The organism is Nostoc sp. ChiQUE01b, assembly GCF_034531255.1.
GTDB lineage: Bacteria > Cyanobacteriota > Cyanobacteriia > Cyanobacteriales > Nostocaceae > Nostoc.
This window is the reverse complement of record NZ_JAVRBM010000092.1, coordinates 1-13,879: the sequence shown is the minus strand read 5'-3', so window position 1 is coordinate 13,879 and position 13,879 is coordinate 1. Positions and strand designations below refer to the sequence as shown.

Below are 13,879 nucleotides of genomic sequence, written 5' to 3'. Positions count from 1 at the left end.
ACAAAGGACAAAGGACAAATGACAAATGACAAATGACAAAAGACAAATGACAACCTTGTTGCAAAAATCGCCCATCCATCGCACTGTATTGAACAATGGCCTGGTCGTGTTGGTAGCAGAAAATCCGGCTGCGGACATTATTGCAGCGCGAATCTTTGTGCGTGCTGGTAGTTGTAACGAAAACCGGGAGCAAGCAGGGTTGGCACATTTGTTATCAGCAGTGATCACAAAGGGATGCGATGGACTTTCTAGCTTGGAAATTGCAGAAAAAGTCGAGTCTGTAGGGGCGAGTTTGAGTGCAGATGCTGGCACTGATTATTTTTTGCTATCTTTCAAGACGGTAACATCTGATTTTGGGGAAATTTTAACATTGGCAGGGCGGATTTTGCGATCGCCTACTTTTCCTGAAACTCAAGTGGAACTAGAACGGCGTTTAGCGCTCCAAGATATTCGTTCTCAAAAAGAGCAACCGTTCAATGTCGCCTTTGAACAAATGCGGCAGGTAATGTACCAAAATCATCCCTACTCCATGTCAGTGCTGGGAGATGAATCCACCATGAGCCGCTTAACTCGTGAGGATTTGGTGGAGTATCACCAGAATTATTTCCGTCCAGATAATGTAGTAATTAGTATTGCTGGTAGAGTCACACCAACAGATGCAACAGGATTGGTGGAAGAAGTTTTTGCTGATTGGCAAGCGCCAGCCCAAGCACCGCCAATACTAAATTTACCTGAGATTAAGGTGGAACCCCAGGTAAGGATTAAACCAGTACAGACACAACAATCAATTGTGATGCTTGGATATTTGGGAACATCGGTGAGTTCTGTTGATTACGCCGCCCTGAAGTTGCTGTGTACCTACTTGGGAAATGGGCTTTCTAGCCGCTTGTTTGTCGAATTGCGGGAAAAGCGCGGTTTAGCTTACGAAGTATCCGCCTTTTACTCCACAAGGCTATTTCCAGCGTCGTTTGTGGTTTATATGGGTACAGCACCAGAAAATACCAGCATTGCCCTAGAAGGACTGCGTACAGAAGTAGATTTGTTATGTACCACCGAAGTATCCGAAAGCGCACTCCAAGCTGCTAAAAACAAGATCCTGGGGCAGTACGCCTTGGGTAAACAAACGAACGGGCAAATTGCTCAGATATACGGTTGGTATGAAATTTTGGGCTTAGGAATTGATTTTGACACCAAGTTCCAAGAATTAATTGCGGCTGTGAGTGCCAAGGATGCGATCGCTTCAGCTTGTAAATATTTAAAAGAGCCTTACTTGTCTTTAGTTGGTCAAGAAGAAGCAATTAATCGAGCGATCGCGAACTGAGAATGCGCCGCAGCTACGCGCATCAGAGATATTGTAAAATCCAGCAGCTGTTTTTTCGACCAAGCGGCTGTACCATTAGCATGAGAATATTCTGGGAGTGAATTCCATGCAAAGCAGGCTGACAGCAAGTATTTTGAGTTATTTAAAATTACTAGACCCAACTGTAAATCGCTGTAAAATGGAAAAACGGCAAAAGGATTGGTGGCCAAAGAGGTCTAAATCTTTATCAGCCATTAAAATACTCTTGTTCTTTGCTACGCCTCTGCTTATTACCTCAACGACTCTAGTATCAATAGCAGCCCCACAAAAAATTGCCCAAGTAAATCCTGGAAATAGCATCAACCGCCCTAGCCTCAAAGTTGGTAGCCAAGGCGAACGTGTGGCTGAACTTCAGGCGGCTCTGAAACTTTTGGGTTTTTATTCTGGTGCAGTAGATGGCATTTATAGTGAAAATACAGCTAATGCTGTTTCCCGATTTAAACAAGCAGCTGGCTTAAATCCAGATGGAGTTGTTGATGCCAGCACTTGGCAACGACTTTTTCCTAATCAACCAGTAGCAGCATCAACCGCCCCTTCATCCCAGCCAAGATTTAACTCAGCTACAAATTTTCCTGTTCCAACCCAGGCCAGTAACCTGATCAACGTTGCAAATCCCAACCCTCCCAGACAAGCTGTAACACAAGTTCCGACTAGACCAGAACCAAAACCTACTACCCCAAAAAAAGCTGTAACCCAAGTTACAAACAACCCTGAGCCAAGACCTGCTACTCCCAGAAAAACTACAACTTCTAGCACAAAGAAAACGCCGAAGCGTACTACATCAACTACTAGAACTCAGTCAAACACAACTACTAAACGAACTCCTGGTATTCAATACACCACAGAAGGATTGCCAATTTTGCGTATAGGATTACGTGGTTCTGAAGTTGTTAAGTTGCAACAACAACTGAAAAAGCTTGGTTTCTTGAAAGGTGATGCCGATGGTGACTTTGGCGAGACAACCGAAGCAGCTGTGAAAGCTGCACAAAAGCGCTATGGTTTAGAAGCTGACGGCGTAGTTGGTGGCTCTACCTGGGAGGTTCTTTTGCGGCGTTAATCGTATCCCTAATCTTCAAGCTTGGTAATGTCGCGTCTCACCCATCCGTAACCACAGGTGCAGGCAACATTTTGGCGTGAGCGCTCAGTCGAATGCTGTCAACCGAACAAAACTAGATACTTTATTTCTTGGAAATCCCTAATGATATCAAGTTCGGCAAATCACTTACGATATGTCATTGCGAATGCAACGTTCGCGGCAGCGTCTCGTAGAGAAGTGGAATGTTCGCCCAAGGCGTTCCCGAACGCGAGTGCGTCTCCGTCAGGAGAAGGGTAGCAATTCGCTTGTGCTTTGGGATTACCGCGCTTCGCTCGCAATGACATAAGTATTAAGTCGAACATGATATGACTGAGGTTTCTCGACTTAGAGAAACCTTTGTAGGGCTTTTGCACTCCACACTGTTTTTTATGAATTTAATCCGGTACATCCTGCAATACGATAAAGATATACCGATTAGAAGTATCTCTCTTAGCAGCACTGAAAAATTACATTGATTTTAGGCTGATAAAAGATGATGGCAACTTTAAAAGTCAAGCACAACAATACCTAATCGTGTTACAGATCACAACTGGCAATAGTGAAATTAATTAAACTGACTGCTAAATCCTCTAAAAAAACTTATGCAACACTTTTTATTAACTTGGCTCGGTACTGCGGTGGCGTTATTTATTACTGCTAATATCGTTCCGGGATTCTTTATCAAGAATTTTCTGACTGCCTTAATTGCTGCCCTTGTTATTGGTCTGGTTAATGCATTTATTAGACCAATTTTGCAGATTTTGACGTTTCCAATTACCTTACTCACCTTTGGTTTATTTACATTGGTGATTAACGCCTTAGCCCTTTGGCTGGCAAGTGTCCTAACTCCTGGTTCTGGTTTTGAAATTCAGGGCTTTTTACCTGCTTTGTTAGGTTCAATTGTCCTAGCAATTGTTTCTAGCATAATTAACTATTTTTTGAGAGTTGTTGACTAGAAAAATTAGAGAACTTTTGTAATAAGTAGGTCAGCGTAAAATTTGTCGTTGTAATAAGGCAAGAGGCAGGAGGCAGATCGCGCAGCGTGTCGTAGACAAGGCAGGAGGGAAAAGGGCTTTAGTCTAGTTTATCTTTCTTCACATAGTTTGGTTTTATTGTGCCAACTTACTAATATTTAAAGCTTGGGCAACAGCAAGAGTTACCGCTCCTGGTTGCCCTTGTATTTGGAAAATTTGTTTAGAAACTAAGAACTTTACCCGCAATTCCTCTATCTTTATAAAGGGGAAAACAGTCAACGATGTAAGTTGAGAGGCTGCAAGCATAGCAGCTGCCTCTGCTACGCTAGGCGTACCTACTTTATCGTCGGTAATTGTGGCAGGGTTGGGGACACAGACAGAGCTAAGGATTTGAGCAGAAAAGGTTTTTAGAGGCAAATTGCGGAGGCGACAAAGTTTGATTAAGCCAACTTCCGAGGCTTTAGTGTCAATGGTAGCAATACCTGCGATCGCACCTGCAAAAAGTTGATTTTCTCGAAAGACTTGCTCAATTGCCCAATCGATCAACTCCCATGATGTTCCTTGTTTACAACCGATTCCTACCCATAAAACCTGTTGTATTTGTTGTATTTCCTTATTCAGTTTGTCACGGTTTGACATGATTGGGTTCACTCCAACAGCCAACCAAATAAATCTCCCACCGTCAGCCTCAACTCACTTGCAAAATCTGGCACAGGGAGTAAAGCTTCTAGTTCATCCAACATGAGTGGCTGTTGATTGCGGATGTATACAAATACCGTTTGTTCTTCTGGATCGATCAGCCAACCCATTTGTGTTTCAAAATTCAAGCAATGTAAAATATTTTTTGTAACTTTCGTTTGTCTTTGGTCAGGCGATAGAATCTCAATAGTCCAATCGGGAGCTGCTTGGAACACGTTGGCAACTTCACCATTTTCATCACGGGGAATTCTTTGCCAAGTAAACACAGAAATATCTGGAACTATTGACCTTCCACCAAAAGTACACCGCAGTTCTGGAAAAGCACGAGCAATTCGCTTGGGCTTGACTGTTAAGTTGACAGTGCTAACCATTTCACCTTGAATTATACTGTGCTTTCCCTGTGGCATAGGTTTTTGAATAATTTCACCATCGATGTATTCACTAGCGGGCTTCGTTTCTGGTAATATTAGAAACTCTGCCAAAGTTATGTTTTTTGATGGTGTCCGTACCATAAGCGATCGCCTCCAGTCCAGCAATTCTAATTAAAAAACTGCAAAGTACACAAAGAAGCTTTAACTTAACTCTTACTCTGCGTACCTTTGCGCTACCTCAGCGTAACTTTGCGTTAAAAAAATATTACATCCTTTCCAATACCTGAATTCCCAACAAAGATAATCCCAGTTTCAGAGTTCTAGCAGTCAAATCACATAAAACTAAACGGGATGTCCTCTGCGGTTCCTCCGCTTGTAATATGGAACAGCGATCGTAGAATTGGTTAAACTTTTGACTCAGTTCAAACAAATACTCACATAAACGATTGGGCAGCAAGTCTTGCTCTACACTACTAATAACTTCATCCAGTTGAAGCAAATATTTTGCTAGCGCTAATTCTGTTTCGTGCTGCAAAAAAATGGCATTATTTCCCAACTCTTTAAAGTTAATATCACCCTTGCGGCTAATTCCATAAATCCGCGCATAAACGTATAGCATATAAGGCGCAGTATTACCTTTAAGATCCAGCATTTTGTCGTAGCTGAAGATGTAGTTACTGGTGCGATTTTGGCTTAAGTCTGCATACTTAACTGCGCTAATTCCAACTACTGTAGCAACTTCATTAATAAATTCTTCAGTTTCTTGGCGTTCTTCTTTTTGTAATCTAGTTTTGAGGTCAGCATGGGCACGAGAAACAGCTTCATCTAATAAATCCCGTAAACGCACAGTATCCCCAGAACGAGTTTTGAATTTCTTACCATCTTCTCCTAACACCAACCCAAAGGGAACATGTACTAATTCCACATCATCGGGTATCCATCCGGCTTTGCGTGCCACTTGGAAAAATTGGGCGAAGTGGTTTGCTTGTCCAGCATCTGTTACATAAATTATCCGCTTTGCTTCATCCTGCTGAATCCGGTAGCACAGAGATGCTAAATCTGTTGTGGCGTAGTTATAACCACCATCTGATTTCTGCACAATTAAGGGTAAAGGTTCACCTTCTCTATTTGTAAACCCTTCTAGAAAAACGCATTTTGCGCCCTGGTTTTCTACCAGTAACCCAGATTTATCTAAATCTTCCACAACTCCTGGTAGTAAGGGATTGTAGAAAGATTCGCCTCGTTCAATTAACTTGATATCCAGCAACTCATAAATTATTTGAAACTCCCGCCGCGACTGTTCGCACAGCAGTTTCCAAGCATGGAGTGTATCTTCTGCACCTGCTTGTAATCTGACGACTTCTTGGCGTGCTGTTTCTTGAAAAGCTTCATCGGTATCAAACCGCAATTTTGCTTTGCGATAAAAAGAGACTAAATCACCAATATCTAAAGCATTAGCAGTGGTAAGCGCCTCTGGGTAAACTTCCCGCAGATAGGCGATTAACATGCCAAACTGCGTACCCCAATCACCGACATGATTTAACCGCAGTACATCATGTCCAAGAAATTCTAAAATTCGGGCGATGGAATCACCAATAATCGTCGAACGCAAGTGTCCAACGTGCATTTCTTTAGCAATATTCGGACTGGAAAAATCCACAATTTTTCGCTTCGGCGTTTTTGCGGCTGGAACTCCCAGTCTGGGATCGGCTTGAATCGCATTGAGTTGTGCTTCTAAGTATGCCGTTTTCAGTTTGAGATTGATAAATCCTGGCCCAGCGATTTCCGGTGGTTCACAGATTTCGGATACATCTAATTTATCAACGATCGCACCTGCGATTGCTCTTGGTTGCAATCCTAACTTTTTACTCAGGGATAAAGCCACATTCACCTGATAATCGCCAAATTTAGGATTGCTAGCAGGAACCAAAATTGGATCTACTCCAGCCAAGTCAGCGCCAAAAGCCGCGATTAAAGCCTGCTCAACCTGAGCTTTTAGTTTTTCTTGTGTAGCGTTCATATATAGATTTTATCTGTAAAAGGGAGAATGAAGCTCTGGAAAAGCTTGATTATTTCACTCTAACAATCTAAACCCCACTCTTTTGTTAGTGGGATTTAGCATTTATTTACGATCGCGTGATTGCGATTGCTCTCGACAACTCCCGGAACAACATATTGGCAACCTTAGAACCCAGCTTGGCTTGTAAATGCTTACCGTTGAGCAGTTGTTTGCCAGAAGCATCAACCTTACTTTTGAGGGTTTCTTTGTAAAGTGCAATTTCGTTGCCGATGGGATTATCAGGCAATCGACCGTTGATTTCGATTTTGGTAATCACATACTGCCAAAAGTTCATTCGGCATAAAGCACTACCACTACCTTTCTCAACTAGTTTATCTCCAGACTGTTCAAGAACGGTTCCCATACCCAGTCTGAGTTTAAAACCGTCCCTTGAACGGTTACGTTTAATGCGCTTGACGTCGCCAGGGAGAAACTTGACTGTGGGTGTACTTCTGTTTGCCTTTGAGCTAACCAACCCCATAACGGCGGTACATTTCCCACTTTGGTACTCTCAGTTTTACTGTGAGCTTTTTCTGGGAATTGCCACGCCAGGACTTGACGGATGTAATTGATAATTGGCGATTGAACCCGATTAAGGTGTTCGAGTTGTTGTACCAATTTCCGCAGCTGGTCAATGGGTTCGGGACGGTGCATTAGAAACTGACGCCCGTTGAGTTCCCCAGTTTCTAAATAATTTTCTTGGTCTAAGGCGTATGCTGCCATAGCTAAAGCATCTGCCTCATCAGATTTATTGGGTAGATTCTTTCCACCGCGATAGCGGCGTAACTCAATGTGACCAACCCAAAGGATCTTAATTCCTAAGCTTTCCAGGATCATGCCACTGTTTCAGCTACTGTGTCAGGTAGCCCGCACCGTAGGTGGTGCGATCGCAGTTGCGATTCATCAGGCGGTTATTCCTCGTCGTTATCGGCTACTAATTCAATCGGGATTCGGGTATTCTCTAGAAGGCTAGTCAAGTCAAATAAATCTTCATTAATAGAGTTATCCGAGTCATCCGTTGCTAATTCAACCTCACTGATGTAGTGAATCAATTTGTCTAGTTCGGCTTTAGGTTTGAGTAGTCTTTTGAGTTTTACCCAAGTGTCATGTTTGGTCATGGTTTCATGGTTCGTAGTCGCGTACTTGCCAGCTTACTCTCCTGATTTGAATAAGATTGAGCAGTGCTGGTCTTGGCTAAAAAGTCGTATCCGCAAGCAACTGGAGTACTTCCCTACCTTGCGGGCGGCGATGGAGTATGTCCTGAGCTTAGTGTCCTAACCAACCTGGCGGTTGCTATAAAATCAGAGTTTTAGGTGAGCATGTACATTAAGATTTTCTTCACCCTAGATGTGCATCTCCCTTTTCAAGCTCAAGAGGTAAGCGTTACTCACCCAAATAACCGTCTTCAGGGCAACTCAATACGCCGCTACAATAGTACCACTACAAGGATTATGCCCAAATTATTGATATTATGACCACTGCTACGACTGTAAAAACTGAGTATGAAGCGATTATTGGTTTAGAAACCCATTGTCAACTGAGTACCAACACCAAGATTTTCTCTAATAGCTCTACGGCATTCGGTTCTGACCCCAATACTAACATTGACCCGGTTTGTATGGGTTTACCTGGGGTCTTACCTGTACTCAATCAAAAAGTATTAGAATACGCCGTCAAAGCTGGTTTGGCACTAAATTGTCAAATCGCTAAATATAGCAAGTTTGACCGAAAACAATATTTTTATCCAGATTTACCCAAAAATTACCAAATTTCTCAATACGATCTACCGATCGCAGAACATGGTTGGTTAGAAATTGAGTTGGTAGATGCTGAGGGGAATCCGATTCGCAAACGCATTGGCATTACGCGTCTGCACATGGAAGAAGATGCTGGAAAATTGGTACACGCTGGTAGCGATCGCCTTTCTGGTTCTTCCTATTCTCTGGTAGACTACAATCGCGCAGGTATCCCATTAGTAGAAATTGTTTCGGAACCGGATTTGCGTTCTGGACTAGAAGCTGCTGAATATGCCGAAGAGTTGCGCCGGATTGTCCGGTATCTCGGCGTGAGTGACGGCAACATGGAACAAGGATCTCTGCGTTGCGATGTCAACATTTCCGTGCGTCCAGTGGGACGAAAGGAGTTTGGCACCAAGGTAGAAATTAAAAACATGAACTCCTTCAGCGCCATTCAACGGGCGATTGACTACGAAATTGAACGCCAAATAGCCGCCATCGAAGCAGGCTCGTGCATCATCCAAGAAACTCGGCTGTGGCAAGAAGCCGCTCAATGCACAAGTAGTATGCGGGTGAAAGAAGGTTCTAGCGATTACCGCTACTTCCCCGAACCAGATTTAGCACCAATTGAGGTGTCAAATGAACAATTAGAGCAATGGCGTAGCGAACTACCAGAATTACCAGCCCAAAAACGCCATCATTATGAAAGCGAGTTGGGACTTTCGGCTTACGATGCGCGAGTGCTGACAGAAGATCGTTCAATAGCCGAATATTTTGAAACAGCGATCGCATCTGGAGCAAATCCCAAAGCTGCTGCTAACTGGATTACTCAAGATATTGCAGCCCACCTGAATAAGCAAAAACTCACTATTACTCAAATCGCCCTGACTCCCACCAATTTAGCAGATATTATTACTCGCATTGAAACAGGCAAAATTAGCAATGCTCAAGCTAAACAAAAGTTGCCAGATTTGCTCAGTGGTATTTCTCCTGAGAAAGCCTTTGCCGGTCAAGAGTTAATCACCGATCCTAGCGTACTGGAACCCATTGTCGATGAAGTCATAGCCGCCAACTCCAAAGAACTAGAAAAGTATCGCAACGGTAACATCAACCTCAAAGGCTTCTTTGTCGGACAAGTTCTCAAAAAGACGGGCAAACGTGCCGATCCTAAGCTGACTAACGAATTGGTCGAGAAAAAACTGAACGCCTAGAGTGTCTATCAAGCTAACTTTGCTGGGTGAGGAAGCAGGAGGGGCAGGGGAAAATTCCTCTCCTCTGCACCCTGCACCTCGCCCCTCTCCCTCTTTTCAATGCCCAATCCCCAATTCCCCAACTAAGTATTTTCCCGGTCTTGCTTCACACAATCTTCATATAAAACCTGGTGACAACCCTCATACGTAAAATGATATGCTGTGGTAAGTAGATGCACCCTGATGATCTGGAGAGCTGCCTAAGTAGCTCTCTTTTTTATTTTATTTTCGTAGTATTTACGGATAAAATTCCAAAGCTTTTAGAAATAATCTCAATAAATAAGTATTAACCCTTAAAAAGTAAATCAAAGAGATTGGTAAGTAGATGTATCCTAACGATCTACAGAGGCTGCCATAAAATAATATGAGGTTTTAAAGGAGTTTTAGCTTACAGCAGTTTTCAGGTATTTAGACCACAATTGAGATGAGGGGGATGAGCGAGTAGGGCGTGGTGTGGTTCAATTACTTGAAAAACGTTGTAAGTTGACACGTATGCAAGGCTTTACGCCCCTACAACATGATGTGGTTCAAATACATGAAAACTGCTGTAAAAATAAAAATCCCCTCCTTACAAGTGAGGAAGGGTGGTTTTGCTTTATGCCAAAACAAGGTAAAAGTTATTGTTAACTAAACTGTTCAATTATTCCGCCACCTAACACTTTTTCACCGTCGTACCACACCGCAGCTTGTCCGGGGGTGATGCTGATTTGGGGTTCATCAAACACCAAACGCACACGGAAGTTTTCCAACGGAATCACCGTCACTGGTGTAGCCGTTGAACGATAGCGAATTTGCACTTCGGCATGAATTGGGGTAGATGGTTCGGCAATCGAAACCCAATTTACCCGATTTACAGTGCATTCTGACTGAGTTACTTTTGTGCGATCGCCTACTACTACCTTATTATTTTCCGCATCTAATTCAATCACATACAACGGTTCGGCAGCAGCAATCCCCAAGCCTTTGCGCTGACCAATGGTGTAATGATGGACACCATCATGCTGTCCCAAAACTTTGCCTGTGACATCGACAATATCGCCAGTTTTGGGAGCTAAATATTTATCCAAAAATGCCCGCATGGAACCATTACTTTCCACTAAGCATAAATCTTGACTTTCTGGCTTATCAGCAGTTTTCAGTCCGTATTCAGTTGCGATGCGGCGCGTGTCAGTTTTTTCCAGTTCGCCCAGAGGAAATATCGTTGCAGCAAGTAAATCTTGAGACAAATCATAGAGAAAGTATGACTGGTCTTTATTGCGGTCAACAGCCCTTAATAATTGGTAACGTCCAGTTGCTTCGTCATAGCTAATTCGGGCATAATGACCAGTGGCAATGCGATCGCATCCCAATTCTTCACGAGCATACTGCACCATTGGCCCAAACTTCACCGTTTTATTGCACTGGGAGCAAGGCAAAGGCGTGATCCCAGCACTGTAACCAGTCACCAGGTAATCGACAATATGCGTCTGAAACAGATCCCGAATATCGACAATCTGATGGGGAACGCCCAATTGTTCACAGATATCAGCCGCGTCAAGCATACCTTCAGAGCAACATTGACCTTTGCCTTTCATTAGCCAAAGAGTCAAACCAATCACTTCATAGCCCTGATGGTGCAGGATAGCGGCGGCGGTGGAACTGTCAACGCCACCAGAAAGGCCAACGACGACTTTTTTCATACAAAACACGACACGATATGCGTGGTTGTCCAATTGTAGCACACACTCTTCAAAGCCTTGCTAGCAAAGCACTTCAGTTTTAGAGGGAGCGAATCTGCGTAGGCGTAGCCCGTCGTAGACATCGCTGTTCACTCCTTCATCATCTTTATCTAAGATTAATTACAGATATATTTTTTGCCAGGCAGATGAGGTAACTTTACCTTAACGCTATATAGTTGCTATAGCAATCCTAAATCATTCGTGAAAAGTTAGATCCCCGATTTCTCAAAGAAGTTGGGGATCTGGACACCGAGAATTTTCACAAATTCAGATAGGATTGCTATACAACGGTAAACTAATTAGTTCCTAATGGAAATTACCTAAAAATACTGTGACTACTTTCTAATTATTATGTCGAGAGGAATATCAAGTAAATTTATCCCATTTCAGATGTTGTGCCGAGGTTTCGAGGGTTGGAAGCCCACTATCAGACTTCTCTTTTTGTTAGTGGGAGGATGCTTAGTACTGATTCCCGACTCTACCCCAGCACAAGCACAAATTTCCAACAGCAACGTGCTACTGGCTCAAGAAACTGGTGAGATTTTACCGCCACCGCCAATTCCTTTTGGTCAACAGCCATCACCACAGTTACAACCAAGTCAAGCAGAGGACTTCAATCAACCTGAAGTTAACTTTCAGCCCTCACAACCAGTACAAGACATTCAACCTGAAGTTAACTTTCAGCCTTCTCAACCATTACAGAACAATCAATTTGAGCAGAATTTTCAGCCCTCTCAACCTTCACAGTTTAGTCAATATAACCAGAACTTTGAGCGCTATTTAGTTTACGTTGATGGTAGTGATTTCCAGACACTACAAGCAATACGTCAGATTGAACCCAGTGCTTACATTCGCCAGTTCCAAGGTCGGAATGTAATTCAGTCAGGAGTTTTTAACAGAGTAGCCAACGCCCAACAACGGGTGAATGAGCTACAGTCACGAGGCATATATAACGCCCGAATTATCAGCTTTGGTAACGGCCAGGAAATAAATGCAGGCAATGGCAGCTTTATAGGCTATCGCAATAATATAAATGCTAATAGACGAGCCTCTAAATATTATGTCGCCATTCCCACCACTTCCGAACAGTTACCTGCGATCGCAGCACAAGTTAGGCAGAATTTAGGCGGATTTACGCAAGATTTAGGACGATCTGGCGGAGTCCTCGAAAGGACGCAACCACGAGGGCCACACGTAGCAGTAGGGCCTTTCCAAAATCGATTCCAAGCTGAGGAATGGAACAGGTATATCCGAAAGATCGGATACGGTAATGCCAGAGTTTACTACGGAAAGTGAATAAGAAGTACGCCAACGGCAAGCGCTCCAATGTAAGTATCATAGAATTTTAGGCAAATCAGTTGTAAATCATCCTACAGCTATAGCAAGGGACTGGAGACTGGGGATAAGGGGTAATGGGGACTGGGTGAAAAGTCTTTTGGTGTCTAAGTTTTATCATCTCTTGATGTCCTAACCACCAAGGCTTGTGCTATATGCCAAAATTTTTATAAAGACTCACACAACTACAGTCAAAATGGATATAAAGAATGGCTTCGTTGGCGCTGTTGGCAATACCCCTTTAATTCGCTTAAACAGTTTTAGCGAAGAAACAGGGTGTGAAATCCTTGCTAAAGCAGAATTTCTTAATCCTGGAGGTTCCGTCAAAGACCGCGCCGCACTTTACATCATCGAAGATGCAGAAAAGCAAGGTCTACTCAAACCTGGTGGTACTGTTGTAGAAGGAACCGCTGGTAATACTGGCATTGGACTAGCACATATTTGCAACGCCAAAGGCTACAAATGCCTAATTATTATTCCTGATACCCAGTCACAAGAAAAGATAGATGCACTGACAGCACTAGGAGCAGAAGTTCGTCCCGTCCCCGCCGTACCCTACAAAGACCCAAACAACTACGTTAAGCTATCTGGCAGAGTAGCTGCTGAGTTGGAAAATGCCATTTGGGCAAATCAGTTTGATAATTTAGCCAACCGCCTCGCCCATTACAAAACCACAGGGCCGGAAATTTGGACGCAGACAGATGGTAAAATAGATGGATGGACAGCTGCAACTGGTACTGGTGGTACTTATGCTGGTGTAGCATTGTACTTAAAAGAACAAAATCCAGCAATTAAATGTGTTGTAGCCGATCCGTTGGGTAGTGGACTTTATAGCTATGTCAAAACTGGCGAAATCAAGATAGAAGGAAATTCCATCACTGAAGGCATCGGTAACGGTCGTGTCACAGCCAATATGGAAGGCGCACCTGCTGATGATGCCATCCAAATCGATGATCAAGAAGCTTTGCGAGTAGTTTACCAACTGCTGAGGAAAGATGGGTTGTTAATGGGCGGCTCAACGGGTATTAATGTTGGGGCAGCTGTTGCCTTAGCAAAGCAGTTGGGGCCAGGACATACTATTGTCACCATCTTGTGTGATAGTGGTTCCCGGTATCAGTCGCGGATATTCAACCCGGAATGGCTAGCCTCAAAAGGACTTTCAATAGATTAGTCATTGGTCATTGGTCATTGGTCATTGGTCATTGGTCATTGGTCATTGGTCATTGGTCATTGGTCATTGGTCATTGGTCATTGGTCATTGGTCATTGGTCATTGGTCATTGGTCATTGGTCATTGGTCATT

14 protein-coding genes and 1 pseudogene are annotated in these 13,879 nt (G+C 43.3%); 7 read left to right on the top strand and 8 right to left on the bottom strand.

Annotation, left to right across the window (positions count from 1 at the left end; translation table 11 throughout):
* Positions 1-46 precede the first annotated feature (46 nt).
* The gene (locus tag RMY63_RS35075; RefSeq protein ID WP_322733127.1) at positions 47-1,321 is read left to right on the top strand and encodes a pitrilysin family protein; all 1,275 of its coding nucleotides are present in this window, start codon (positions 47-49) and stop codon (positions 1,319-1,321) included.
* Here RMY63_RS35075 and RMY63_RS35070 read toward each other — a convergent pair.
* Complete coding sequence (locus tag RMY63_RS35070; protein ID WP_322733112.1) at positions 1,285-1,530, bottom strand: hypothetical protein; 246 nt, start codon at positions 1,528-1,530, stop codon at positions 1,285-1,287. The two genes, RMY63_RS35075 and RMY63_RS35070, sit on opposite strands and share 37 nt — an antisense overlap.
* On the opposite strand from RMY63_RS35070, the gene RMY63_RS35065 reads away from it, so the two are divergent.
* Positions 1,428-2,417: a peptidoglycan-binding protein gene (locus tag RMY63_RS35065; protein ID WP_416212577.1), complete on the top strand. Its 990-nt coding sequence runs from the start codon at positions 1,428-1,430 to the stop codon at positions 2,415-2,417. The two genes, RMY63_RS35070 and RMY63_RS35065, sit on opposite strands and share 103 nt — an antisense overlap.
* A 620-nt stretch (positions 2,418-3,037) precedes the next feature.
* On the top strand, positions 3,038-3,391 hold the full coding sequence (locus RMY63_RS35060; protein ID WP_292869094.1) for a phage holin family protein: 354 nt from the start codon (positions 3,038-3,040) through the stop codon (positions 3,389-3,391).
* 153 nt (positions 3,392-3,544) lie between these two features.
* Here the strand turns inward: RMY63_RS35060 and RMY63_RS35055 are convergent, their stop codons facing one another.
* The 6 genes from RMY63_RS35055 to RMY63_RS35030 form a co-directional block, all read right to left on the bottom strand.
* Complete coding sequence (locus tag RMY63_RS35055; protein WP_322733110.1) at positions 3,545-4,048, bottom strand: cobalamin biosynthesis protein; 504 nt, start codon at positions 4,046-4,048, stop codon at positions 3,545-3,547.
* Positions 4,049-4,056: 8 nt separating this feature from the next.
* Positions 4,057-4,620 carry a Uma2 family endonuclease gene (locus RMY63_RS35050; protein ID WP_322733109.1) on the bottom strand — a complete coding sequence of 188 codons (564 nt, stop codon included), beginning with the start codon at positions 4,618-4,620 and terminating at the stop codon, positions 4,057-4,059.
* A 124-nt stretch (positions 4,621-4,744) separates the two neighbouring features.
* Entirely contained in the window at positions 4,745-6,499 is a 1,755-nt protein-coding gene (argS, locus tag RMY63_RS35045; RefSeq protein ID WP_322733108.1) for an arginine--tRNA ligase, read from the bottom strand.
* Between the two features lie 106 nt (positions 6,500-6,605).
* Positions 6,606-6,902 carry a hypothetical protein gene (locus tag RMY63_RS35040; protein ID WP_322733107.1) on the bottom strand — a complete coding sequence of 99 codons (297 nt, stop codon included), beginning with the start codon at positions 6,900-6,902 and terminating at the stop codon, positions 6,606-6,608.
* Complete coding sequence (locus RMY63_RS35035; RefSeq protein ID WP_322733106.1) at positions 6,866-7,375, bottom strand: hypothetical protein; 510 nt, start codon at positions 7,373-7,375, stop codon at positions 6,866-6,868. The genes RMY63_RS35040 and RMY63_RS35035 overlap by 37 nt, the downstream gene beginning before the upstream one ends.
* A 74-nt stretch (positions 7,376-7,449) precedes the next feature.
* Complete coding sequence (locus RMY63_RS35030) at positions 7,450-7,656, bottom strand: hypothetical protein (protein ID WP_322733105.1); 207 nt, start codon at positions 7,654-7,656, stop codon at positions 7,450-7,452.
* Positions 7,657-7,672: 16 nt separating this feature from the next.
* On the opposite strand from RMY63_RS35030, the pseudogene RMY63_RS35025 reads away from it, so the two are divergent.
* Positions 7,673-7,816 (top strand): annotated as a pseudogene (locus tag RMY63_RS35025) (transposase); the annotation flags it as partial.
* Between the two features lie 193 nt (positions 7,817-8,009).
* Positions 8,010-9,485, top strand: a complete 1,476-nt coding sequence (gene gatB / locus RMY63_RS35020) for an Asp-tRNA(Asn)/Glu-tRNA(Gln) amidotransferase subunit GatB (protein WP_322733104.1) — start codon at positions 8,010-8,012, stop codon at positions 9,483-9,485.
* A 662-nt stretch (positions 9,486-10,147) separates the two neighbouring features.
* Here gatB and mnmA read toward each other — a convergent pair.
* The gene (mnmA, locus tag RMY63_RS35015) at positions 10,148-11,203 is read right to left on the bottom strand and encodes a tRNA 2-thiouridine(34) synthase MnmA (RefSeq protein WP_322733103.1); all 1,056 of its coding nucleotides are present in this window, start codon (positions 11,201-11,203) and stop codon (positions 10,148-10,150) included.
* 390 nt (positions 11,204-11,593) lie between these two features.
* Here mnmA and RMY63_RS35010 point away from each other — a divergent pair, with 390 nt between their 5' ends.
* Together RMY63_RS35010 and RMY63_RS35005 are read left to right on the top strand one after the other, a co-directional pair.
* Positions 11,594-12,538 (top strand): hypothetical protein, encoded by a 945-nt coding sequence (locus tag RMY63_RS35010; RefSeq protein ID WP_322733102.1) that lies wholly within the window; start codon positions 11,594-11,596, stop codon positions 12,536-12,538.
* Positions 12,539-12,773: 235 nt separating this feature from the next.
* On the top strand, positions 12,774-13,748 hold the full coding sequence (locus tag RMY63_RS35005) for a cysteine synthase A (RefSeq protein ID WP_322733101.1): 975 nt from the start codon (positions 12,774-12,776) through the stop codon (positions 13,746-13,748).
* Positions 13,749-13,879: the final 131 nt, after the last annotated feature.

Coding starts and splice junctions, on each gene's coding strand:
- RMY63_RS35065 (WP_416212577.1), top strand. CDS start 1,428: ATGCAAAGCAGGCTGACAGCAAGTATTTTGAGTTATTTAAAATTACTA.
- RMY63_RS35030 (WP_322733105.1), bottom strand. CDS start 7,656: ATGACCAAACATGACACTTGGGTAAAACTCAAAAGACTACTCAAACCT.
- RMY63_RS35055 (WP_322733110.1), bottom strand. CDS start 4,048: ATGTCAAACCGTGACAAACTGAATAAGGAAATACAACAAATACAACAG.
- RMY63_RS35075 (WP_322733127.1), top strand. CDS start 47: ATGACAACCTTGTTGCAAAAATCGCCCATCCATCGCACTGTATTGAAC.
- RMY63_RS35005 (WP_322733101.1), top strand. CDS start 12,774: ATGGATATAAAGAATGGCTTCGTTGGCGCTGTTGGCAATACCCCTTTA.
- mnmA (WP_322733103.1), bottom strand. CDS start 11,203: ATGAAAAAAGTCGTCGTTGGCCTTTCTGGTGGCGTTGACAGTTCCACC.
- RMY63_RS35040 (WP_322733107.1), bottom strand. CDS start 6,902: ATGGGAACCGTTCTTGAACAGTCTGGAGATAAACTAGTTGAGAAAGGT.
- RMY63_RS35035 (WP_322733106.1), bottom strand. CDS start 7,375: ATGATCCTGGAAAGCTTAGGAATTAAGATCCTTTGGGTTGGTCACATT.
- gatB (WP_322733104.1), top strand. CDS start 8,010: ATGACCACTGCTACGACTGTAAAAACTGAGTATGAAGCGATTATTGGT.
- RMY63_RS35010 (WP_322733102.1), top strand. CDS start 11,594: ATGTCGAGAGGAATATCAAGTAAATTTATCCCATTTCAGATGTTGTGC.
- RMY63_RS35060 (WP_292869094.1), top strand. CDS start 3,038: ATGCAACACTTTTTATTAACTTGGCTCGGTACTGCGGTGGCGTTATTT.
- RMY63_RS35050 (WP_322733109.1), bottom strand. CDS start 4,620: ATGGTACGGACACCATCAAAAAACATAACTTTGGCAGAGTTTCTAATA.
- argS (WP_322733108.1), bottom strand. CDS start 6,499: ATGAACGCTACACAAGAAAAACTAAAAGCTCAGGTTGAGCAGGCTTTA.